The following is a 20,416-nucleotide window of genomic DNA, read 5'->3' on the forward strand; positions in this document are numbered from 1 at the left end:
TTACTCCCGAGCGGTCAGGTCAGGCCCGCGTGGAAGGCGCGGACGATTGCGGCGCATTCGGCCGGCTTTTCCATCTGCATGAAATGCGAAGCGTCAGGCACGGTGGTGAAGGCGAAGCCGCCATCGCGCGCAAAGGCACGCTCCATGTCGACAAACGGGCTGGTTCTCGTCTTTGGTTCACCGGCGACGAGCGTCACCGGCACCTTGACGCTGCACATCCGCTCCCAGGCGCCCGGGAGATCCTGCATGGTGAAGATGCTGGCCTCGAATTCCCTGGCGCAGGCGAGTTCATAGAGCTGCCTGTCGTCGTTCCAGCGCAGTGTGGACGCGGCGAGTGCTTGCAGCCCGGCATCGTCGACACCCGCAAATGCCGAGCTACGGCGATAGGACTCGAACAGCTCCTGCACGTTCGGAAAGGTGGTGCGACGCTGCGCGGCGCGTCCGGCGAGCCTGTCATTTTCCGTGCGGAAACTCTGGAACTCCGGATAGCTTGCTGGCGGCGTCGCCGGTGGCTCGAAGCCAACGATGCCGATCCACGGCGTCTGATATTCGGCGGCATGCAGCAGGGTCGTCAGGGCGCTCATCGAATGAAACGCGCCGAGGCTCGGCGCCGCGCCGAGTTCGCGGGTGATCCCTTGCATGATCGCCTCATAGTCGCGGACGAGCTGCGGCCAGACATGCGGGATGGGCTGGCGATACGGACTGCTGCGGCCGTGATGACGGAAGTCGAACACCACGGTCTCATAGTCATCCGTGAAGAGACGCCAGGAGCTTTGAAAAGCATCGATGGCGAGGCCATTGCCATGGCTGCAGATGATCCGTGGACCTTTTCCATAAACGCGTATGCTGGCTGTGGCGCCATCTTCGAGCAGAACCTGAAAAGCGTGCGTCTCGGCCGCAATGGCCGGAGCGGAAGGCGCATAGTCCATATGGGGGAGAATCCGTTATATTTTGGAGCAAAAGGCGAAGCTGTCGTATGCTTGGCCGGACCGCAGAGTCTAAGAGACTTTGTCTGAAAGACTTTGCTGCTCACCGTCAGTTCGTAGGCAGTTTCAGGATACAAAGCGCGGCGGGGTGGTTCAAGCCACAGCAGGTCATACCAGCTCAGCTGGAACGCCGGACGATCGCTACGCGCCCGTCCAGCGGGACCGTCGCGTGCCCGTCGGTCACCGGCACGCGGCGCCACTCGGCATCGTCATTCGGACGGTTGAAGGAGAGCGAAGCGGCAGGGCCATCGACGGCGATGTCGATCGGCTCCGTGGGCACCGGGATGTCTTCAGCCTTCTCCACATTCCAGCAGCGCACCGCGCGCCATACCGCAAGCAGCGGTTGTCCCTGCGCATCCTGAAACGCGATGTGCCGCAGGTCCGGTGCCGTGGATGCCACGCGCAGCGGCGGATCGTTGTTGGCGCGGCGTGCGCCTTTCAATGCGGACAGGAGATTCCGGATCGCATGGTAGCCGGGCTTCGGCGAGCCGTCATTGCGGACGAGGCCCCAATGATGCTCTCCGTCGTTGGGATCGGTACCGCCATCGAAGAATTCGTAGAGGAATGTCCGGAGAATGCCGAGGCTGAAGTTGTTGAGCAGCAGCCGCGGCAGATAGAGCGCTGCCGCCGTCTCCGAGACGCCGGAGGTGCCGGGCTTCACGACATTGCAGTAGCCGCATTCGGTTGCCAGCGCGGGTGCGCCGGGTTTGAACGCGTCGCGCATATTGTGCAGATACCACGACACCGCGGCGTAATCGTCGGATGTCTCCGGCTCCTGCGCACGCTGCACATAGGAATGGATGGCGACGGCATCGCTGAACTGCGCGGCCGGGCGCAGCAGCGCCACGTCGGCAGGCTTCCAGTTGATGACGCTCGGCGACAGCAGCGGCAATTCCGCCGCCGCATATCGCGCGCGTAGCGCAGCGTGCACCTCGCGCTGATAGTTCACGACGACATTGCTCCAGCCCGACTTCGCCAGCGGCAGCGACAGAAACCAGTCGCTGTTGCCCTCGTTCTGGCCCTCCATCGCCGAGACGCGCTCGATGCCCAGTGCGGCGAGATAGGTCATCATCTCCGGCACGGTGTTGGTCGCCGGCGACACCACAACATTGAACAGGATGTTCGCGCGTTTGTTCAGCGCGCGCCAGCGATCGAGATCGTTGCTAGGTCGCAACTCGTCGCGCAGATGGCGAATGCCTGATGCCGCAAGCAGATCGTGAAAGCGGTCGAAATGACTCGCATATGGCTCGCTGCTGATATGCACATTGACGCCGACGCTGTCCGTGAAGGTGTCCGACGGGCCGGGAAGCGGCAGGGCAGCCAATGGATCGGAGCGCAGCATCATCGATGCCGCGCCTCCCATCAGGATGGCTCGTCTGCTCAGGCCGGGCATTTCGATCTCGCACGCTTGAAGCCCCAGTGGCGCCTCGGGGCAGTCTGAGCCTGTTAGACTTAATAAACCGCCGATCGACAAGAGATGTTCTCGTCAGCGATCAACCGAAGCGGTCCGCTGGCCCGCAAGATCACTGTCATCGCGGCAACGAACAACTGTACGCGCTCGCAAAAACGTGAGCTGCGTTGGCCGCCGGCCTGTCGGCTCCGGCCCGTCCCGAGCGTCTTCCACTCAGAGAGCGCTAACGTGGAGACCAGGAATGACCAATTCTCACTATCGCTGGGTAATCGTCGCCGCGGGCGGCCTTCTGGGCTGCGTCGCGATCGGCGGCATGTTTTCGTTGCCGGTGTTCCTGCAGCCGATTGCGCGGGATACCGGCTGGTCGGTCACCGGTATATCCAGCGCCATGACAATTGGCTTCCTCGCGATGGCTGTCACCAGCATGATCTGGGGCACTTTGTCCGACCGATTGGGGCCACTCCCGGTGGTGTTGACCGGGTCGGTCGTGCTCGCGTCAAGCCTGGTGCTGGCGAGCCTCGCGACATCCCTGGTCGCATTTCAATTTGTCTTCGGGCTGATGGTCGGCGGCGCCACCGCCGCGATCTTTGCGCCGATGATGGCAGCAGTCACCGGCTGGTTCGATACGCATCGCAGCCTGGCCGTCTCGCTGGTTTCGGCGGGGATGGGCATGGCGCCCATGACCATGTCGCCGCTGGCGGCCTGGCTCGTTTCGAACCACGATTGGCGCACCTCGATGCAGATCGTGGCCCTCGTCGTGGCCGCGATCATGATTCCAGTCTCGCTGCTGGTGCGCCGCGCGCCGGCGCTGGAGGGCGCGCCTTTCGCTCCATCCGCCGAGCCGGTGCAAGCAGAGATGTCGCGCGCGCAGGCGCTACGCTCGCCACAGTTCATCATCCTGCTGCTGACGAATTTCTTCTGCTGTGCCACGCATTCTGGGCCGATCATCCATACTGTGAGCTACGCGATCAGCTGCGGCATACCGCTTGTCGCTGCGGTCACGATTTATAGCGTTGAGGGTCTGGCAGGGATGGGCGGCCGTATCGCCTTCGGCCTGCTCGGCGACCGTTTTGGCGCCAAGCGTGTACTGGTCCTTGGCTTGCTCGCTCAGGCGTTCGGCGCGCTCGGTTTTGTCTTCGTGCGTGAGCTCGGCGGGTTCTACACCGTGGCGGCGGTCTTTGGCTTCATCTACGCCGGCACCATGCCGCTCTACGCCGTTCTCGCACGCGAAAACTTTCCGCTGCGGATGATGGGCACGGTGATCGGCGGAACGGCCATGGCCGGCAGCCTTGGCATGGCGACTGGACCTCTCGCCGGAGGTTTGATCTACGACTCGTTCGCCAGCTACGCTTGGCTCTATATCGGCTCCTGGATCATGGGGCTCGGCGCTTTCCTGATTGCAATGACATTCAGGCCGATGCCGGTGGCGAAAGCGGAGCCCGCACCCCTGCCGGCGTGAGGACAAATCCTCCAGTCGTCATTTGCGGGTGACGCGCTTTTTGGAAATATAGCCCGTCGTCAACGGATTATTGCATGAACTGTTGGTGCCCCTGGCCGGAATCGAACCAGCACTCCTTGCGGAACTCGATTTTGAGTCGAGCGCGTCTACCAATTCCGCCACAGGGGCCTTCGGACGCCGGCCGGAGAGACCGGGGGCGCGAAGCGGGCGGAATATAGCGGGCGCGGGCGGCGGGTCAACCTGCGGTTTGGCCAGATTGGCCGCCGCGCACACTCCGGTGTGATCGGGGCTGCCTCGACAGGCTGGTGAGCCCGGGATAGGACGCAGCAGCCACTCCGGAGAGCATCGTGACTGCCCAGACCGCCCCTCAATCCGCGCCCGTGCATGCCTCGTCGAACCCGGCGCTGGTCGCCGCGCTGGCGGTGGGCCTGATCGCACTGGCGACGCTGGCGGGGGCTTGGTTTTTCCAGCTGGTACTGGATATCCGGCCGTGCCCGCTCTGCCTCGAACAGCGCTATGCCTATTATCTCGCGATCCCGCTGGCGGTGCTGGTGGCGATTGCTGCCACCAGGGACGTGCCGCGCGGCCTGGTTGTGACCGGCCTCGCGCTGCTGGCGCTGGCGGCGCTCGCCAATGCGGTGCTCGGCGGTTATCACGCCGGGGTCGAATGGACATTCTGGCAGGGTCCAACGGACTGTTCGGGTCCGGTGGTCGATCTCGGCAAGGCCGGCAGCCTGCTGGAGCGCCTCGACACCGTGAAGGTGATCCGCTGCGACGAGGTGCAGTGGCGCTTTTTGGGCCTGTCGCTGGCCGGCTACAATGTGCTGATCTCGCTGCTGATGGCGGCGATCGCACTGTGGGGCGCCGGCAAGACCGCACGGCGCTGATCCGCCGCCGGTCCTGCCCGCTGAGGCACCGCTACCAGCGATAGCGCAGCGTGCCGATCACCGTGCGTCCCTGGCTCAAATAGCAGTAGCCGGAATTGCAGACCGCAACCTGCTCGTCGGCGACGTTGTTGGCGTTGATCGAGGCCTGATAGCCCGCAAACTTCGGTCCAAGCTTGGCGAAATCGTAACGCGCGGCCAGATCGAACAGCGTATAGCCGTTGTTGCGTGAGGTGTTGTCGTTCGACGTCCAGGTCGCGTCGATATAACGGACACCTGCACCGAGACCGAGGCCTTCAAGCGAACCGTTCAGGAAGGTGTAGTTCATCCAGCTCGATGCGGTGTGCTTCGGCGTCACTGCAGGGGTCTTGCCGAGCTCGGTCGCGATCGAGCTCCTGGTGATCTCCGCGTCGGAATAGGTGTAGGCCGTCACCGTTTCGAGTTCCGGCGTGAGTCGTGCGCGTGCCTCGAATTCGAAGCCCTGCACGCGGATTTCGCCGACCGAGGCATAATAGGCGATGCCGTTGACATAGCCGGCGAGCTTGGCGGCGTTCTTCTCCTTGAGGTCGTAGATCGACGCCGTGAGCAGCACGTCGGGCCGTGGCTGATACTTCACGCCGCCTTCGATTTGTTCGCCTTCGGATGGCGCCAGCACGATGCCGTCGAGGCCGAGTGAGGTCTCCGGCTGGAATGAGGTCGCATAGCTCACATAGGGCGCGATGCCGTTCTCGAAGTGATAGAGCAGGCCGGCGCTGTAGGAGAACGCGTTGTCGTTGCGCGCGCCTGTGACGGCGCCCGTATAGGAATTGATTTGCGTGCGATCGGTCCAGTCCTGACGGCCGCTGACCGACAGGTGCCAGTTGCCGAGTCGCATCTGGTCCTGCAGATAGACGCCGACCTGTTCCTGCGTCGAACGCGAACCGGACGTATAACCCGGGGTTGGCCCGGCAATGCCGTAGACGGGATTCAGGATGTTGAGCGCATAGCCGGGATTCACCGCGCCCAGGCCGAGCTTGAAGTCCCAGGTATTGTGATCGTAATTCACGCCGAACAGTGTGCGGTGGGCGATCGGGCCGGTGGCGAAGTCGGCCTGCAGCGCATTGTCGGTTTGCCAGCTCGTCTGGTCATCGCCGACGGCTACGGCACCGCGGTCATAGACGGTCGATGTTGGCGTCGCGAAGCTGCCGCTGACATACCGCGATTCCGCATGCAGCACGCCGAACCGCGTATGCTGGCGGAACGTGAAGACGTCGTCGAAGCGGTGCTCGAGCTTGTAGCCGACCTGCGCCTGCTGCTGCCGCAGATAGTCGTATTTCGGATCGCTCGATCGCAGCTTGATGGTCGCGCCGTTGACGTTCACCAGCTGGCCGTCGCGATTGAGCATGGCGACGCTGGCGTCGGTTTCGTCCTTCTGCAAGATGGCATAGGCGGTCAGCGTGGTGTCGATGGTCGGTCGCCAGGTGATCGATGGCGCCAGCATCAGCCGCTCGTCGGCGATATCGTAATTGGTCTCGCCGGCGCGGCCGAGGCCCACCAGGCGGTACAGCAGCGACTTGTCGGAACTGGCACCGCCGATGTCGAACGCCGTTTGCATGCGGCCATAGGTGCCGCCTTCCAGTGAAATCTCGTTGACCTGATTCTCGACCGGGAATTTCGATCGGCGATCGACGAGGCCGCCGGGGACGGACTGTCCATAGAGCACGGCGGCCGGGCCCTTGATCACCTCGACGCTATTAAGCTGATAGGGTTCGGTCCGGAATGTGGTGAAGCCGGAGGGGAACTGCTTCAATCCGTCACGGAAGTCGCCGAGCGTCGTCGTCGAGAAGCCGCGGACATAGATCTGATCGAAACGCGGATCGTAGCCGAAGCCGCCGGTGGTAACGCCGGCTGTGTAACGAACCGCCTCCGGAATGCTGGTGACGCCGCGATCATCGAGTTCCTTGCGGTCGATGACGCTCACCGAACGCGGCGTGTCGATCAGCGGCGTATTCGTCTTCGATGCCGAGCTGGCCTGACCTGCGACATAGCTGTTGTTGTCGGCGCTATAGATGCGCTCATTAACCGATGGCGCGGGTGAAATCTGCGGTGTCGTCGCGCGTGCGCGTCGCGTTGCGTGTGTCGATGTCTGCGATCTCGTTGCTGTCGTGCTGCGTGCGCGCTGCTGGGGCTGCGGAGCATCCACCGTGACTGGCGGCAGGCTGGCCTGCGCGAATGCGTCGCGCGGAAGTTCGAGTGCCAATGCCATCACACTGACGGTGCAAAGCAGTGCAGTCTGCTTCGTCGATTTTCTTGCTCTCAATTTCATTTCAACGCCTCGATGATGCTGGTCACGCCAGCTTGATCGAGCGTCTAACTTGATTGGTTCTGTGGCGCACTACGATGCGCGGTAGAATACGTCTAGACCTTGCGATGCAGGCATCTGCAATCGCTGCAAGGCGCTCATATTTGTTAGATCAATTCCATTGTTTCGATCGATGTCTGCGAAGACTGAAGATCAATCGTCGATGTCGTCCTGCGCCTTGCCGAACAGATGCACGATGCCGGGCGTGACGATCGAGACATAGATGAAGCGCGACAGATGATGCGCGCCAACGAACACCGGATCGATGTGCAACGTCAGCGCCAATGCGAGCATGGCGTCCATGGCGCCGGGCGCGAAGGCGACGACGACATCACTCAGCTTCACAGTCGTAGTGAGCGCGATGATCGTGACGAACACGGCCGAGATGGCGATGGCTACCGTGAATGAACCGAGCGCGGCCCAGACGTGGCTGAGAATGGTGCGCGGCGAGATCTTGCCGAAGCGCGAGCCGATCAAGCTGCCGATGCCGACCAGAGCCGTGATATAGGCCCATTGCGGCAGCGTGCCGTGGACCCAGCCGGTGCCATGCAGCACCGACGAGGCCATCATCGCGCCGAACATCCAGCTCGCCGGAAATTTGATCCAGCGCATGAACAGCGAGACGGCGACGGCCGCGGCGGCGAGTTCGGCGAGCGCCAGCGGCGAGGCTTCCGGCCCGCGCGATGGCAGCGGGCCATGACCCATCAGGCCGGTGGCGGCGAGCAGCAGCGGGACCATGCCGGTCAGGATGATGACGCGAAAAATCTGCACGACGGCGATGCCCGGCACGTCGGCATTGCGCTCGGTGGCCAGCATGATGATCTGCGACAGCGCACCGGGGCTGCCAGCCAGCAGCGCCGAGGTGCGGTCCCAGCCATGAACGCGCTGCAGATAGATGCTGCTGCCGAAGGTGGCGCAGAAGGTGGCCAGCGCTAGCAGCGCGATGGTCACCGGATAGGCGCTGAGATTGTGCACCATTTCCGGCGACACCATCGAGCCGAGCGACAGGCCCAGTGTCATCAGAATGACATGGGCCATCGGCTGCGGCAGGCCGACCGGGCGGCCGAAGATGCCGTAAGCCGCGACCGCGATCATCGCGCCGGAGATCAGCCCGCCCGGCAATTCCGCCCAATAGAATAGCGCGCCGCCGGTCGTGCCGATGACGAGGGTCTCAAGGGTGGTGCGGATCTGCAGGGAGCTGGGAAGAGCGATGGCCATTTGCACGGAAAGCTGAAGGAGCCCGCTTTATGGCAAAGTCCGCACCTGTCGACAAATGCAGTGTGGTCTACCTGTCCCTCGCTTTCCGGGCGAGGGACAGGCGCATGACGAGAGTTTAGTTCGGTTTCGTGGTCTTCTTGCATTCAGAACGGAATTTACGGCGCTCGGTGCCATGCAGGCCCTTGGCATCGGCCTGTTTCGAACATTCGAGTGACGCTGCGGTGCGGGGTTTCTCGGCTGTCTTGTCCGCAGGCGCCATCTTCTCGGCGGGGGCCGCCTTGGCGGGCGCAGTCTTGGTGGCCGCCGGCGCAGGTGTCTGAGCGGTGGCCGCGCCGACCAGGAGGAAGGAGGCGACGGCAGCGGTAGCTAAGCTGGAAGCGAATCGGATCATGGCAGCACCTCGAATTGAACAGGGAGGACAGGGTGGGCGCGCCGGGCTGAACGGCAGGTGAATGAGTTCAAATATATCTGATGGTGCGATCACGATAATTTTTCGCGGGGAGCTGCGATGTCGTTGCCACATGCAGCGGTAGCGATAGGATGCCATCGTCTACTTTTACTTTGTGTAGCAAAGGGAGAGAACGCCATGACAATGCCTGTCAAATTCGCCTGCGCGATTGCAGTATCCAGTTTTGCTTTGCTTGCCTTCAGTCCGGCCCATGCACTCACCGCAACTGAATGCAGTGCAAAATATCAGGCGGCCAAGACCGCCGGCACGCTGAACGGCCAGAAATGGAATGACTTCCGCAAAGCCGAATGCGGGACCGATGCCGCTGCGACGACGCCCGCCGCTGCGCCTGCTGCAACCGCGGCGCCGAAGGCTGCCGAAGCCAAGCCTGCTGAAGCCAAGCCTGCCGAAGCCAAGTCCGCAGCGGCTCCCAAACCTGCTGCAGCCCCGAAGCCGGCAGCGACGACAGCTGCGGCTCCGGCGGGCCCTGCCACCTTCCCGTCGGCGGTCGATCCGAAATACGCCAAGGAGACGGCTGGCAAAGCGCGGATGCACACCTGCGTGGATCAGTACAATGCCAACAAGGCCGCTAATGCCAATGGCGGCCTGAAGTGGATCGAAAAAGGCGGCGGCTACTACAGCGAATGCACCAAGAAGCTGAAGGGTGCCGCCTGATCGGATCAGCCGCGCGCTGGGGTTGATCGACATCACTTGCTTCGCGGGCGATAACGATCCGTCACCTGCGGAGTCCCCATGATTGCCAGTCTGTCCCTGATCCTGCTGTGCCAGCTCGCTGGTGAGATCGCTGTGCGCGCTTTTGCATGGCCGGTGCCCGGCCCGGTGCTCGGCATGTTGCTGCTGCTCGTTCTGCTGTTGCTGCGTGACCGCGCCATGCTGTTCGCGCAAGGGCCGCTGCAGGGCGGCGGCGTGGAGAATGCCGCGAGGGGCCTGCTCGCGCATCTGTCGCTGATGTTCATTCCCGCCGGTGTCGGCGTGGTGCAGAAGCTCGATCTGCTGGCCGAGCATGGCACGGCCATCGTCGGCGTTCTGGCGATCTCGGTTGTGATCACGTTGCTGGTGACGGTGGCGACGTTTCTCATCATCAGCCGGGTCATGACACGCGGGCGAAGCGCGTGATGACCGCCAATCCGTTCTCACTCTGGGTCTATCTCTCGCAGCAGCCGCTGCTCTGGCTGACCGTGACCCTGCTGGTCTATGCGACGGCCGATGCGCTGTCGCTGGCGACCGGCCGGCATCCATTCGCCAATCCGGTGTTCCACTCGATGTGGATCATCGCCGTGTTCCTGCTGCTGACCGGGACGTCCTACACGACCTATTTCAGCGGTGCGCAATTCGTGCACTTCCTGCTCGGTCCGGCGACCGTGGCGCTCGCGGTGCCACTCTATGAGAATCGCAAGGTCGTGGCGGCAGCGATCGTGCCGATGCTCGCCGCGCTGGTGGTCGGCTGCGCCACGGCGATCGTCTCGGTCGTGTTGCTGGCAAAGGCCTTCGGCCTGCCGAACAACGTGGCGCTGTCGCTGGCGCCGAAATCGGTCACCGCCGGCGTCGCCATGGGCATCAGCGAGTCGCTCGGCGCTGACGCATCGCTGACCGCGGTGGCGGTGGTGCTCACAGGCATCATGGGGGCGATCATCGTCACGCCGATGATGAACCGCATGGGCATCACCGATTATCGCGCCCGTGGCTTTGCCGTCGGATTGGCGTCGCATGGGATCGGCACCGCACGGGCCTTTCAGGTGGATGCCGTGGCCGGCGTCTTTGCGGGCATTGCCATGAGCCTGAATGCGCTGGTGACCTCTCTGCTGGTTCCGCTTGCCGTTACCCTGCTGGTGCGCTGATGGTCACGACAGCGTTTTCCCGGCAGGCGGATTTGTGATGCCGGCTGCATGGAGCCGCGCCGGAAAGGTCATTATGGTCACGCCGTTGCGCGCATGATCCGAACAAGTGGACACTGATTTTTTCGAAAGATCATGCTCAGATGAGAAGATGAGAATCAGCCGTTCATGATGACTGTGATGCAGGGGGCGCTCGGCCTGGCTTCGGGCGCACTGGTCGGCTTCTCGCTCGGCCTGGTCGGTGGCGGCGGCTCGATCCTCGCTGTGCCGCTGATGGTCTATGTCGTCGGCGTGCCTGAGCCGCATGTCGCGATCGGCACCAGCGCCATTGCGGTCGCGGCCAATGCGGCGGTCAATCTCGGCAATCATGCGCGTGGCGGCAATGTGCACTGGTCCTGCGCGCTGGTGTTTGCTGCTGCAGGAATCGCCGGTGCGCTCGGAGGCTCGATTCTCGGCAAGCAGGTGGACGGGCAGAATTTGCTGGCGCTGTTCGCGGTCCTGATGCTGGTGATCGCCGTGCTGATGCTGAAGACGCGCGCCCAAGTCGGCGAGCACCGCGTCGAGATCAGCATGTCGAACACGCCTTCGCTGCTTGCGCTGGGTCTTGTCACCGGCGCGCTGTCCGGCTTCTTCGGAATCGGTGGCGGCTTTCTGATCGTGCCGGCGCTGATGGCGGCCACGGGCATGTCGATCATGAGTGCGATCTCGTCATCGCTGGTGGCGGTCACCGCATTCGGTCTCACCACGGCATCGAGCTATGCCTGGTCCGGGTTGATCTCCTGGAAACTCGCGCTGGTGTTCATTCTGGGTGGGTTGCTCGGCGGACTGTTGGGAACCAGCCTGGCGCGACATCTGTCGCTGCGGCGCGGCGCGTTGAATACCGTTTTTGCGTCTATCATTATCGTCGTGGCGCTCTATATGTTGGCCCGCAACATCTACATCACCTGAGCGCTGGCGCATGATGCGTCTTCGGAGAACATCATGACCGCCGCAACCCGCGAGACCTCGAAGACCGCCACGACGCGCCGCGCTGCGCTCGGGCTTTTCGGTGGCGCCATGCTGCTCGGCGCCTCCGGCAAGGTGCTCGCGGCATCTGGTGCCGCCAAGGACGAAGACGTCCTTAACGAAGCCGCGGTACTCCGCGATCCGGACATCCCGGCCGCAGGTAACCCGAAGGGCGACATCACCATCGTCGAATATTTCGACTACCAATGCCCCTATTGCCGCAAGATCGCCCCCGACCTGCACGCCCTGGTGAAGGAAGACGGCAAGGTTCGCCTGGTGTCGAAGGACTGGCCGATCCTCGGGCCGGTGTCCGTCTATGCGGCCCGTCTCGTGCTCGCTGCCAGATACCAGAACAAGTTCATCGAGGCGCAAGACGCCCTGATCAGCCTCGATACCAAACTGACGGAAGCGATCGCGCGTGACCGGCTCGCCAAGGCCGGTATCGATGTCGATCGCGCCGTCGCCGATCTGCAGAAAAATCAGGATGCGATCGTTGCCAAGCTGAAGCAGATCGATGAGCAGGCGACGGCTTTCGGCTTTAACGGCACGCCATCCTTTATCGTCGGCAAGTTCCGCATTCCCGGGCCGATCACCAAAGAACAATTCGTTCTCGCGATCGCCGATGCGCGTAAAGCCGCGGCTGCGAAGAAGTAAGCTTCAGCGCGTTCAGACAGAAAATGCCCCCGCTCTTCGGCGAGGGCATATTTGATCGGCTTAACCAGTCTTCTCGTTGCTGATGTGCTTACGACTTCACTTGCGAGGTCAGCTTGGCCCAATCCTGCTTGGTGCGCGTCTTCAGTGCTTCCCACTCATTGGCAGCAACATCCCAGTTGACGATCGTCCGGCGCTCCTGCGCCGTCTGGCCGTTCGCCACTGACGAGGTCGACATCGAATCGTAGATGTAAACGCCGATGCCCAGGATCAGTGCACCCAGGATCATTCCAAAAAACGTCCGCATAGCGGTAGCCTCCATTGAACCCAAACAACGCGACGTCCGGGGCTTTGGTTCCCGGTTGCGTGGTGCGCTATTGCCGCAGCGCATTCATTGGCAGCATTGATCTTGCGGTCACGCCGTGGTGATCCTTGGGAATCATGACCGTTCATCTTACCGATCAATCCGTGCTCGACGACGCCGTTATGGAGCTGGTGAAGCTCGACCCGCGGCTGAAACCGATCCTGGCCATTGCCGGGATGCCGGCACTTCGGCAACGTGCGCCGGGCTTCGAAGGGCTTGCGCAGATCGTCTGCGGGCAGCAGGTCTCGGTGGCGTCGGCTTCAGCGATCTGGGGCCGCGTCTCGGGCGCCTTCTCGCCATTCGATCATCACGCCATCCGCAAGGCGCGTACCGATCGCCTGGGCCGGCTTGGCCTGTCGGCGGCGAAGATCAAGACGTTGAAGGCGCTGGCGCGCGAGCTTGTCGAGGAGCGGTTGAATCTCGATGTGCTCGCCGAGGAAGACGCCGACGCTGCGCATAACACGCTGGTCGCGTTGCACGGCATCGGTCCGTGGACGGCCGACGTCTATCTGCTGTTTTGTCTCGGCCATGGCGACGCATGGCCGGCGGGCGATGTCGCCATTCAGGAATCCATCAAGGTCGGGCTCGGTCTCAAGGAGCGTCCGACCGTGAAACAGATGGCGCCGCTGGCAGAACCATGGCGTCCGCTGCGCGGCGCCGCGGCGCATCTGTGGTGGGCCTACTATCACGCCATCAAGAAGCGCGAAGGCGTGATCGGCAAACCGGCGAAGTGAACACGTCGCGGGCCGCGGCGTCGACTGCGCGGGCCAGGCTATTCCTCGGCAGGAGGCAAGGTGGATGTCCCTATGGCAGATACTGCGGCGTCGGATGCTGGCTTCCATACGAACCATGTGAGCAGTGCGTCGAGCGAAGGGCAAAGAGATTCGCCCCAATCCGTTAGCGCATATTCAACCTTCGGCGGCACCTGCGCGTGCACGACGCGTCGAACAATGCCGTCGGCCTCGAGCTGCCGCAATTGCTGCGCGAGCATCTTCTGCGAGGCCGCAGGGATTGCGCGTTCGAGTTCAGAGAAGCGCAAAATTCGGCCGCCGAACAGACGAAACAGGATTTCCAGCTTCCAGCGTCCGCCGATCATCTTCAGCGACTGCTCGATCCCGTCCGATGCGGTCGTCGCAGTCCACGGTTCCTTACCTGGAGGTAAGCCCCCCACTTTCTCGTGCGTTCTTGTCATTCGGCAAACATATCCGCATTTCCCTCGCAGACAATGCGCCGCGCTGTGCGGATGTGAAAATGAGGAACTGGACGATGACAAATCATCAGGCGGGCGGCGAACTCGCTGGCAAGCGGGCGCTCGTGACCGGTGGGACCAAAGGTATTGGTGCAGCCGTCGTCGCGTGCCTGCTGGCACAGGGTGCAGTGGTGCTCACGACAGCGCGCAACAGGCCGGCCGGCATGCCGGACCATGCCGGCTTCGTCGTTGCTGACGTTGCCACCGCCGACGGGTGCACGGCGCTCGCCGACGCGGTCCTGAAGAGCCTCGGCGGCATCGATATCATTGTCCACGTCGTTGGCGGGTCGTCCGCGTCTGCGGGCGGTTTCGCAAAGCTCGATGACACCGCCTGGCAGCGCGCAATGGACCTGAATCTCTATGCTGCCGTCCGACTGGATCGCGCTCTGTTGCCGTCGATGCTGGAGCAGAAATCCGGCGTGATCATTCATGTCACTTCGATCCAGCGTGTGCTGCCGTTGCACGATGCCACGATGGCCTACGCGGCAGCGAAAGCGGCACTCGGAAACTACAGCAAGGCGCTATCAAAGGAAGTTAGCCCGAAAGGCATCCGCGTGGTGCGCGTCTCGCCGGGCTGGGTGGAAACCGAGGCCGCCGTCAGGCTGGTGCAGACGATCGCCGACGAGAACAGCACCGATTATGAGGGCGCGCAGAGAATGCTGATGGATTCGCTCGGCGGTATTCCGCTCGGACGCCCGGCCAGGCCGCACGAAGTCGGGGACCTCGTGGCATTTCTGGCATCGCCGCGCGCGGCGTCAATCACCGGTGCAGAATTCGTGATCGACGGCGGCACGGTTCCCACGGTGTAGTCGAACAGCGTTTGAAACGGACGTTGTTTTAAACAACTCCGCTGTCGCAAAACAGACATTGGTGAAAGGAATGATCGCTGCAGGGAAACGCAGCGGAGTTCGATCATGAACGCGTATACGCAATTCAACATAGCCAAGAATAATTTTCAGAACACCGCGCTGGTGCAGATGTCGCTACCGCGACTGGACGAACTGTCCGATGATTGCCTTCTGGTCGAGGTCGAACGCTTCGCCTTCACCGCAAACAATATCACTTATGCGATGCTGGGCGATGTCATGAAATACTGGCAGTTGTTCAAGGCGCCTGACGGCTTCGGCAACATTCCGGTCTGGGGTTTTGGCAGGGTGATCGCGTCGATGCATCCGCAGATCGCCGAAGGCGAGCGGCTGTTTGGCTATTTCCCGATGGCCTCGCATCTGGTGATCGAGGCCGCGGATGTCAGCAAGCGCGGTCTGCGCGATGGCGCGGCGCATCGGCAGGGCGTGGCGCCGGTCTACAATGCCTATGCACGGGTGACCGGTGATCCGGCCTTTGCTGGACGCAACGGAGATTATCAGGCGCTGCTGCGGCCGCTCTTCATGCTCTCGTTCCTGGTCGATGATTTTCTCGCCGAGGAGGAATTCTTCGGTGCACGCACTGTCATTCTCTCCAGTGCCTCCAGCAAGACAGCCTTCGGTCTCGCGCGTCTGCTGCACAGCAAGCGCAAGCCGGTTCGTGTGATCGGACTCACATCAACGGGCAACGCCGATTTCGTGCGGTCGCTCGGCTGCTACGACGATGTCGTGCTCTACGATCATATCGATACGCTGCCCGCCGATCAGCCGGTGGCCTTCGTCGATATGGCCGGGAATGCCGACCTGCGCGGCCGGCTGCATCGGCACCTCAAGGACAAACTCGTTTATAGCGGGCGCGTCGGGCTCACCCATCAGGATACAGCGGTGGATGAGGAGCTTCCCGGCGCCAAGCCCTCATGGTTCTTCGCGCCGGACCAGATTCGCAAGCGCGCCAAAGAATGGGGACCGGGCGGCATCGATACACGCTTCAACGCGGCGTGGTCGGAATTCCTGCCGCTGCTGGAGAAGTCGCTCACGGTTGCCGAGAGCCATGGTCCTGTCGCCGTCGAGAATATCTATCGCGCTACACTGGCCGGCCGGGTGCCGCCCGATCAGGGGCATATGCTGTCGCTCGCGGACGGCTAATGGCGAACCATCACATCTCGCCGAGGGCTTCGCGGCGGCGCTGCTCGGACTCTTCGGCATAGCGCCGTGTCGCATGAGCCTCCGAGAGCGTGCCGAGCACGCGGTGGCTTTCGGCCTCGACCACCGCCAGCGATTCCGCTTCGGCGCCCTCGAATACCACCATGGCGTCGCGGATGTTCATGTCCGGATGCAGGACGACGTCGCGACAATGCAGCAGGCTGTCGAGCCGGAATGCCGTCACGTCAGGCGAATGCGCTTCAGCGACGATGGCGAGGCCGACATAGCGGCCTTCGGGATCGACGGCGACGACCTGGGTCTTCGAGCCGAGCGGGAATTTCTCGCGGAATTCGTCGAGCGGCATGGTGGAGTCGACAGTCGGCACGTCCGGGCGCAGCAGCCGCCTGACGGTGAGATCGCGGATCCAGCCGACGTCGGCGGCACTGCGGATGGTCTCGCCGCGCAGATGCAGCCGCCATGTGGCGAAGGAGTAGCCGAACAGCTCGCGGGTCAGCTGGGTGGAGATGATGACGGCGACCAGCACTGCGGTGGTGAGCCAGAGATTGCCGGTGGATTCAAGCGCGATGAAGGACATGGTGAGCGGCCCGCCGATCACCGAGGCCGACAGCGCGCTCATGCCGATGATGGTGTAGACGGCGGGATCGATGGTGAAGCCGATGCCGGTCGCGTTGAAGCCGACCGCGAACAGATGGCCGCCGAGCGCGCCGAGAAACAGCGTGGCAAAAAACAGACCGCCACGAAAACCGGTGCCGAGCGAGACGATCGAGGCGAGCGTTTTCAGCGCCATCACGAAGGCCACCAATGCGACCGGATAGGCCGTCATGCCGCCGAAATGCAGCGCGCCATGTCCGGATGCCATGACTTGCGGCGTCAGCAGCGCCATCAACCCGACCAGCAGCCCGCCCAGCGCCGGACGCAGCGGCGGCCACAGTTTGATTTTGGTGAGCAGCGCTTCGGTCCAGGCGACGACACGCATGATGCCGATGCCGAAGGTCGCGGCGAAGACGCCGAGCAAGGCGGCCACTGCGAGATCGTGACCGAGCACGTCGCCGAACCGGCCGGCAACGACGCCAAGCGACAACGGATCGAAGGCATGGGCTACGAAATAGCCAATTACTGCGGCGATGCCGACCGGCATCAGGCTCGCCGATGTGTAGCCGCCGATCACCAGTTCAAAGGCATAGAATGCGCCGGCCAGCGGCGCACCGAATGCGCCGGCAATGGCAGCTGCCGCACCGCAGCCGACCATCACGCGCTGGTCGCCGCGACGCAGGTGGAAGGCGCGCCCGATGGAGGCACCGAGCCCGCTGGCGAGCTGGGTGTAGCCGGCCTCGAGGCCGACCGAGGCTCCGACTCCGCTGGACCACACGGTTTGCAGCGCTACGATGATGCTGCCGCGGAACGACATCCGCCCCCCATGGAGCGCGTTGGCCTCGATGGGGTCGACCTCGCGGGCCGGTCGCCAGCGCAAAAGCCACAGGAAGGCGACGCCCAGCAGCAGCCCGCCAAAGGTGGGAACCAGAATCGCGCGCACCGGATCAATCCAGAACTGGCTGGAGAGCCGCTGGCCCCATTCCAGATTGAACAACACGGCGTGAAGAACGCTGACCGCAGCGCTCATGGCGGCCACCACGAGACCGCCGATCACGCCGATCAGCGCTGCCAGAATCGCAAGGCTGGTTTCATGCGCACGGACAAAGGCGCGCAGCCGTTGCGGGGCCTCGAGATAGCGGGAGGAAGGGACCATCGGGCAGCGTCCGGTATTTGCGGCCGCGAACCGGGCACGCGCCACGGGGTTTAGCGGCAGGCGCTGCGACAGACCACCCGCAGTTCCCAGAAAAGCGACCCAACGCGGCGCTTTTGTGAGGGGATAAGGTCTGCCCTATGCCCTTCACAACCCTGTCACGCTGCCTGTAGTATGTGGAGACAGGTTGCTTCGCAGCCATATGTGGGGGTCAGGAGCGTTACTTGAACGCACATGTCTCGCAAGGCGGTTGGCCGGTTCTGGTCCTCAATGCGGACTTCCGGCCGCTGAGTTACTACCCACTGTCGCTGTGGTCGTGGCAAGACGCGATCAAGGCAGTGTTTCTCGACCGTGTGAATATCGTAGAGCACTACGATCACGCGGTGCGGAGTCCTTCGTTCGAATTTCAGCTGCCCAGCGTGGTGTCGCTGAAGTCGTTCGTGAAGCCGACGACGCATCCCGCCTTCACCCGGTTCAACGTTTTCCTGCGCGACCGCTTCTCCTGCCAGTATTGCGGCTCGCATGACGATCTGACCTTCGATCATATCATTCCACGCTCCAAGGGCGGCCAGACCACCTGGGAGAACGTTGTTGCGGCCTGTTCGCCTTGCAATCTGCGCAAGGGCAACATGACCACGCAGCAGGCGCGCATGTTCCCGCGCCAGACGGCGTTCGCGCCGACGGTGCACCAGCTGCATCGCAACGGCCGGCTGTTTCCGCCGAACTATCTGCACGGCAGCTGGCTGGACTATCTCTACTGGGATACGGAACTGGATCCGTAGGGGCGTCAGGCGCTACGCCAAGATCGCTATTCCTGCTTCAGCTCGAGCTTGCGGATGATGTCGCCCCATTTGGTGATCTCTCCACGCACATAGCTCTGGGAGTCTGTCACCGAGCCGCCAACGGCCGCGAATCCGATGCGGTCGAATTGTTCGCGAACACTTGCATCTGCAAGCGTCTTGTTCACGTCAGCGTTGAGCTTGTCGATGATTGCCTGCGGCGTCTTGGCCGGGACCAGGAATGCCACCCAGGTTGCATCCTCGTCGTCACTCAGTCCGAGCTCGCGCGCGGTCGGGACATCCGGAAGCGATGGCATACGCTCACGGCTTGTCACGGCCAGCGCCTTGACCTGTTTGCCCTTCACCAGCTCCATCGCCGCGGGCAAGGCGACACTGGCCAGAGGCGTGTGACCGCCCATCACGGCATTTAGCGCGGGACCTGCACCCGTGAATGGCGCATGCACGATGTTGGCCTTGGCGTTGAGCCTGAATATTTTTTCGGCCGACAGATGCGGCGTGGTGCCGACACCGGCGGTGCCATAGGTGAAGTTTTCCTTGGCGGCAGAGGCGATCACCTCGCGCAGGGTCGATGCTGTGAGACTAGGCGCGCCGACGATCAGATTGGGCGTGGTCGCCGCGACCACCACGGTCTTGAATTCATCCGGCGAATAGCCGGCCTTTGCCGACAGGCTCGGATTGACGGCGAATGCGCTTGTTGTCACCAGCACGGTATAGCCATTGGGTTCGGCCCTTGCAGCCGCGGCAGCCGCGATATTGCCACTGGCACCACCGCGATTCTCGATCACGACGGGTTCGCGCCACAGGTCGTTCAGTTTCTGTCCGACAATGCGCGCGATGATATCGGCGGGGCCGCCCGGCGCGAAAGCGACGAGCAGGCGCACCGGCTGCGCCGGGTAGGGCTGCTGGGCGACGGCGGGACCGATCGCCGTCAGCAGCGCTGCGGTGATGACGACCGCGCTGGATGCGCGCTTGAAGAAGTGCGTCATGATATTCCTCCTCGATGTTTTTTCGGGAGGCTTTTGCGCCTCCTCAACGGGCGTGGTTCAGAACACCTCGTCCTTGAACCACCGGCCCTGCGCCAGCGCGTATTCGGCAATCTCCATACGCGTGCCGATCCAGACATCGTCGCGCTTGCGCGCAAGCTTGATCATGGCGTCGTAAACCCACGCGCCCGCCGGCCGACCGAACACATGGGTGTGCGCGGTGACATCGAGCATGAACGGTGCCGCGTCGGCCTGGCTTGCATTGTCGAGGATGGCGCGGAACTGGTCGATCAGCGTTGCCGGCGCATTGCCGTAGCGGATGCTGTGCGGCAGATCGTTCACGTCCATCGTCAGCGGAATGCCGACGATGCGTTGTTCCGGCGCATCTTTCTGCGTGATAATCGAGGGCAGGTCGTCGTCATTGCAGTCGCCGAACCAGACATAGCCTTCCTCAGCGAGCAGCTTTGGCGAAATCAGGCTTCCCGTGCCACGTGGGCTGATCCATCCTTTCGGACGTTCGCCGGTGACGGCGGCGATGAGGTCACCGGTGCGGCGGATATTGGCGCGCTCACCGGCCTCGTCGAAATAGACCGGGATGACATCCATGCCATAGGAATGCGCCACGATCTCGTGACCAGCGGCATGAAGCTCCTTCAGCACGGTCGGGTGGGTTTCGGCGAGCACACCGTTGACCATGATGCTGGTCTTCACATCGTTTGCGGCAGCGATGCGCGTGAGGCGCTGGATGCCGCGCACGGCGCCGTAGCTTGCCCAGGAATGTGCGTTGGTATCGAAAAAGCCGGGCTGCAACACGTTGCCCATCGGCCCGATGCCCGGCGCCTTGCCGGGCGACCAGGCTTCGTAGGCCAGGTTGAAGACGATGCCGATGCGTGCACCATTCGGCCAGCGAAAGTCCGACGTCGCGCGCTGCACGCGAAATGTCCGGGAATCACTCATGTTGTTGTCCTTGTTTTTGGCGAGTGCGGTGCC

Annotated in this window: 21 protein-coding genes and 1 tRNA gene; 11 read left to right on the forward strand and 11 right to left on the reverse strand. The window is 62.9% G+C overall.

Features of this window, described 5'->3' with window-relative positions; translation table 11 throughout:
* Positions 1-14 precede the first annotated feature (14 nt).
* Together AB7951_RS01390 and AB7951_RS01395 are read right to left on the reverse strand one after the other, a co-directional pair.
* The gene (locus tag AB7951_RS01390) at positions 15-929 is read right to left on the reverse strand and encodes an alpha/beta fold hydrolase (RefSeq protein ID WP_120287304.1); all 915 of its coding nucleotides are present in this window, start codon (positions 927-929) and stop codon (positions 15-17) included.
* Between the two features lie 175 nt (positions 930-1,104).
* Positions 1,105-2,379 (reverse strand): hypothetical protein, encoded by a 1,275-nt coding sequence (locus tag AB7951_RS01395; protein WP_439061968.1) that lies wholly within the window; start codon positions 2,377-2,379, stop codon positions 1,105-1,107.
* A 259-nt stretch (positions 2,380-2,638) separates the two neighbouring features.
* Between AB7951_RS01395 and AB7951_RS01400 the strand changes: the two genes are divergently transcribed.
* Positions 2,639-3,856: an MFS transporter gene (locus AB7951_RS01400; protein ID WP_120287303.1), complete on the forward strand. Its 1,218-nt coding sequence runs from the start codon at positions 2,639-2,641 to the stop codon at positions 3,854-3,856.
* A gap of 83 nt (positions 3,857-3,939) precedes the next feature.
* On the opposite strand, the gene AB7951_RS01405 is transcribed toward AB7951_RS01400, so the two are convergent.
* Positions 3,940-4,024, reverse strand: a tRNA-Leu gene (locus AB7951_RS01405).
* A 179-nt stretch (positions 4,025-4,203) separates the two neighbouring features.
* Between AB7951_RS01405 and AB7951_RS01410 the strand changes: the two genes are divergently transcribed.
* Positions 4,204-4,743, forward strand: coding sequence for a disulfide bond formation protein B (locus AB7951_RS01410; protein WP_120287272.1), 540 nt, complete (start codon positions 4,204-4,206; stop codon positions 4,741-4,743).
* A 31-nt stretch (positions 4,744-4,774) separates the two neighbouring features.
* Here AB7951_RS01410 and AB7951_RS01415 read toward each other — a convergent pair whose 3' ends face one another.
* The 3 genes from AB7951_RS01415 to AB7951_RS01425 all read right to left on the reverse strand — a co-directional run bounded on the left by AB7951_RS01415 (position 4,775) and on the right by AB7951_RS01425 (position 8,690).
* Entirely contained in the window at positions 4,775-7,045 is a 2,271-nt protein-coding gene (locus tag AB7951_RS01415) for a TonB-dependent siderophore receptor (RefSeq protein WP_120287271.1), read from the reverse strand.
* 189 nt (positions 7,046-7,234) lie between these two features.
* Positions 7,235-8,299: an AbrB family transcriptional regulator gene (locus AB7951_RS01420; RefSeq protein WP_120287270.1), complete on the reverse strand. Its 1,065-nt coding sequence runs from the start codon at positions 8,297-8,299 to the stop codon at positions 7,235-7,237.
* A gap of 115 nt (positions 8,300-8,414) precedes the next feature.
* Positions 8,415-8,690, reverse strand: coding sequence for a PsiF family protein (locus tag AB7951_RS01425; RefSeq protein WP_089267649.1), 276 nt, complete (start codon positions 8,688-8,690; stop codon positions 8,415-8,417).
* Between the two features lie 195 nt (positions 8,691-8,885).
* On the opposite strand from AB7951_RS01425, the gene AB7951_RS01430 reads away from it, so the two are divergent.
* The 5 genes from AB7951_RS01430 to AB7951_RS01450 all read left to right on the forward strand — a co-directional run bounded on the left by AB7951_RS01430 (position 8,886) and on the right by AB7951_RS01450 (position 12,262).
* Positions 8,886-9,422 carry a hypothetical protein gene (locus tag AB7951_RS01430; RefSeq protein WP_439061967.1) on the forward strand — a complete coding sequence of 179 codons (537 nt, stop codon included), beginning with the start codon at positions 8,886-8,888 and terminating at the stop codon, positions 9,420-9,422.
* 78 nt (positions 9,423-9,500) lie between these two features.
* Positions 9,501-9,884: a CidA/LrgA family protein gene (locus tag AB7951_RS01435; RefSeq protein WP_120287268.1), complete on the forward strand. Its 384-nt coding sequence runs from the start codon at positions 9,501-9,503 to the stop codon at positions 9,882-9,884.
* Complete coding sequence (locus tag AB7951_RS01440) at positions 9,884-10,606, forward strand: LrgB family protein (protein WP_120287267.1); 723 nt, start codon at positions 9,884-9,886, stop codon at positions 10,604-10,606. The genes AB7951_RS01435 and AB7951_RS01440 overlap by 1 nt, the downstream gene beginning before the upstream one ends.
* A gap of 165 nt (positions 10,607-10,771) precedes the next feature.
* Entirely contained in the window at positions 10,772-11,551 is a 780-nt protein-coding gene (locus AB7951_RS01445) for a sulfite exporter TauE/SafE family protein (protein ID WP_068729255.1), read from the forward strand.
* A 33-nt stretch (positions 11,552-11,584) separates the two neighbouring features.
* Positions 11,585-12,262 (forward strand): DsbA family protein, encoded by a 678-nt coding sequence (locus AB7951_RS01450; RefSeq protein WP_120287266.1) that lies wholly within the window; start codon positions 11,585-11,587, stop codon positions 12,260-12,262.
* An 88-nt stretch (positions 12,263-12,350) separates the two neighbouring features.
* Here the strand turns inward: AB7951_RS01450 and AB7951_RS01455 are convergent, their stop codons facing one another.
* The gene (locus AB7951_RS01455) at positions 12,351-12,566 is read right to left on the reverse strand and encodes a hypothetical protein (protein ID WP_068730379.1); all 216 of its coding nucleotides are present in this window, start codon (positions 12,564-12,566) and stop codon (positions 12,351-12,353) included.
* Positions 12,567-12,700: 134 nt separating this feature from the next.
* On the opposite strand from AB7951_RS01455, the gene AB7951_RS01460 reads away from it, so the two are divergent.
* On the forward strand, positions 12,701-13,357 hold the full coding sequence (locus AB7951_RS01460; RefSeq protein ID WP_120287265.1) for a DNA-3-methyladenine glycosylase: 657 nt from the start codon (positions 12,701-12,703) through the stop codon (positions 13,355-13,357).
* Between the two features lie 38 nt (positions 13,358-13,395).
* On the opposite strand, the gene AB7951_RS01465 is transcribed toward AB7951_RS01460, so the two are convergent.
* Positions 13,396-13,815, reverse strand: a complete 420-nt coding sequence (locus tag AB7951_RS01465; RefSeq protein WP_120287264.1) for a winged helix-turn-helix transcriptional regulator — start codon at positions 13,813-13,815, stop codon at positions 13,396-13,398.
* A 74-nt stretch (positions 13,816-13,889) separates the two neighbouring features.
* Between AB7951_RS01465 and AB7951_RS01470 the strand changes: the two genes are divergently transcribed.
* Complete coding sequence (locus tag AB7951_RS01470) at positions 13,890-14,681, forward strand: SDR family oxidoreductase (RefSeq protein ID WP_120288025.1); 792 nt, start codon at positions 13,890-13,892, stop codon at positions 14,679-14,681.
* 105 nt (positions 14,682-14,786) lie between these two features.
* Positions 14,787-15,881 (forward strand): DUF2855 family protein, encoded by a 1,095-nt coding sequence (locus AB7951_RS01475; RefSeq protein ID WP_439061966.1) that lies wholly within the window; start codon positions 14,787-14,789, stop codon positions 15,879-15,881.
* Positions 15,882-15,891: 10 nt separating this feature from the next.
* Here AB7951_RS01475 and AB7951_RS01480 read toward each other — a convergent pair whose 3' ends face one another.
* Positions 15,892-17,646 (reverse strand): chloride channel protein, encoded by a 1,755-nt coding sequence (locus AB7951_RS01480; protein WP_120287262.1) that lies wholly within the window; start codon positions 17,644-17,646, stop codon positions 15,892-15,894.
* A 221-nt stretch (positions 17,647-17,867) separates the two neighbouring features.
* Between AB7951_RS01480 and AB7951_RS01485 the strand changes: the two genes are divergently transcribed.
* Positions 17,868-18,425: an HNH endonuclease gene (locus AB7951_RS01485; RefSeq protein WP_089267641.1), complete on the forward strand. Its 558-nt coding sequence runs from the start codon at positions 17,868-17,870 to the stop codon at positions 18,423-18,425.
* A 26-nt stretch (positions 18,426-18,451) separates the two neighbouring features.
* Here AB7951_RS01485 and AB7951_RS01490 read toward each other — a convergent pair whose 3' ends face one another.
* Positions 18,452-19,429, reverse strand: coding sequence for a tripartite tricarboxylate transporter substrate-binding protein (locus tag AB7951_RS01490; protein WP_120287261.1), 978 nt, complete (start codon positions 19,427-19,429; stop codon positions 18,452-18,454).
* 57 nt (positions 19,430-19,486) lie between these two features.
* On the reverse strand, positions 19,487-20,383 hold the full coding sequence (locus AB7951_RS01495; protein WP_089267639.1) for a polysaccharide deacetylase family protein: 897 nt from the start codon (positions 20,381-20,383) through the stop codon (positions 19,487-19,489).
* Positions 20,384-20,416: the final 33 nt, after the last annotated feature.

Origin of the sequence: Tardiphaga sp. 285_C5_N1_2 (genome assembly GCF_052076065.1) — a bacterium.
GTDB classification, from domain to species: Bacteria; Pseudomonadota; Alphaproteobacteria; order Rhizobiales; family Xanthobacteraceae; genus Tardiphaga; species Tardiphaga robiniae.

Excerpts from the sequence above, each read along its gene's own strand:
- AB7951_RS01460 (WP_120287265.1), top strand. The coding sequence starts at position 12,701 with ATGACCGTTCATCTTACCGATCAATCCGTGCTCGACGACGCCGTTATG.
- AB7951_RS01420 (WP_120287270.1), bottom strand. The coding sequence starts at position 8,299 with ATGGCCATCGCTCTTCCCAGCTCCCTGCAGATCCGCACCACCCTTGAG.
- AB7951_RS01465 (WP_120287264.1), bottom strand. The coding sequence starts at position 13,815 with ATGACAAGAACGCACGAGAAAGTGGGGGGCTTACCTCCAGGTAAGGAA.
- AB7951_RS01475 (WP_439061966.1), top strand. The coding sequence starts at position 14,787 with ATGAACGCGTATACGCAATTCAACATAGCCAAGAATAATTTTCAGAAC.
- AB7951_RS01395 (WP_439061968.1), bottom strand. The coding sequence starts at position 2,379 with ATGCCCGGCCTGAGCAGACGAGCCATCCTGATGGGAGGCGCGGCATCG.
- AB7951_RS01495 (WP_089267639.1), bottom strand. The coding sequence starts at position 20,383 with ATGAGTGATTCCCGGACATTTCGCGTGCAGCGCGCGACGTCGGACTTT.
- AB7951_RS01430 (WP_439061967.1), top strand. The coding sequence starts at position 8,886 with ATGACAATGCCTGTCAAATTCGCCTGCGCGATTGCAGTATCCAGTTTT.
- AB7951_RS01435 (WP_120287268.1), top strand. The coding sequence starts at position 9,501 with ATGATTGCCAGTCTGTCCCTGATCCTGCTGTGCCAGCTCGCTGGTGAG.
- AB7951_RS01470 (WP_120288025.1), top strand. The coding sequence starts at position 13,890 with ATGACAAATCATCAGGCGGGCGGCGAACTCGCTGGCAAGCGGGCGCTC.
- AB7951_RS01455 (WP_068730379.1), bottom strand. The coding sequence starts at position 12,566 with ATGCGGACGTTTTTTGGAATGATCCTGGGTGCACTGATCCTGGGCATC.
- AB7951_RS01445 (WP_068729255.1), top strand. The coding sequence starts at position 10,772 with ATGATGACTGTGATGCAGGGGGCGCTCGGCCTGGCTTCGGGCGCACTG.
- AB7951_RS01450 (WP_120287266.1), top strand. The coding sequence starts at position 11,585 with ATGACCGCCGCAACCCGCGAGACCTCGAAGACCGCCACGACGCGCCGC.
- AB7951_RS01400 (WP_120287303.1), top strand. The coding sequence starts at position 2,639 with ATGACCAATTCTCACTATCGCTGGGTAATCGTCGCCGCGGGCGGCCTT.
- AB7951_RS01415 (WP_120287271.1), bottom strand. The coding sequence starts at position 7,045 with ATGAAATTGAGAGCAAGAAAATCGACGAAGCAGACTGCACTGCTTTGC.
- AB7951_RS01480 (WP_120287262.1), bottom strand. The coding sequence starts at position 17,646 with ATGGTCCCTTCCTCCCGCTATCTCGAGGCCCCGCAACGGCTGCGCGCC.
- AB7951_RS01440 (WP_120287267.1), top strand. The coding sequence starts at position 9,884 with ATGACCGCCAATCCGTTCTCACTCTGGGTCTATCTCTCGCAGCAGCCG.
- AB7951_RS01425 (WP_089267649.1), bottom strand. The coding sequence starts at position 8,690 with ATGATCCGATTCGCTTCCAGCTTAGCTACCGCTGCCGTCGCCTCCTTC.
- AB7951_RS01490 (WP_120287261.1), bottom strand. The coding sequence starts at position 19,429 with ATGACGCACTTCTTCAAGCGCGCATCCAGCGCGGTCGTCATCACCGCA.
- AB7951_RS01390 (WP_120287304.1), bottom strand. The coding sequence starts at position 929 with ATGGACTATGCGCCTTCCGCTCCGGCCATTGCGGCCGAGACGCACGCT.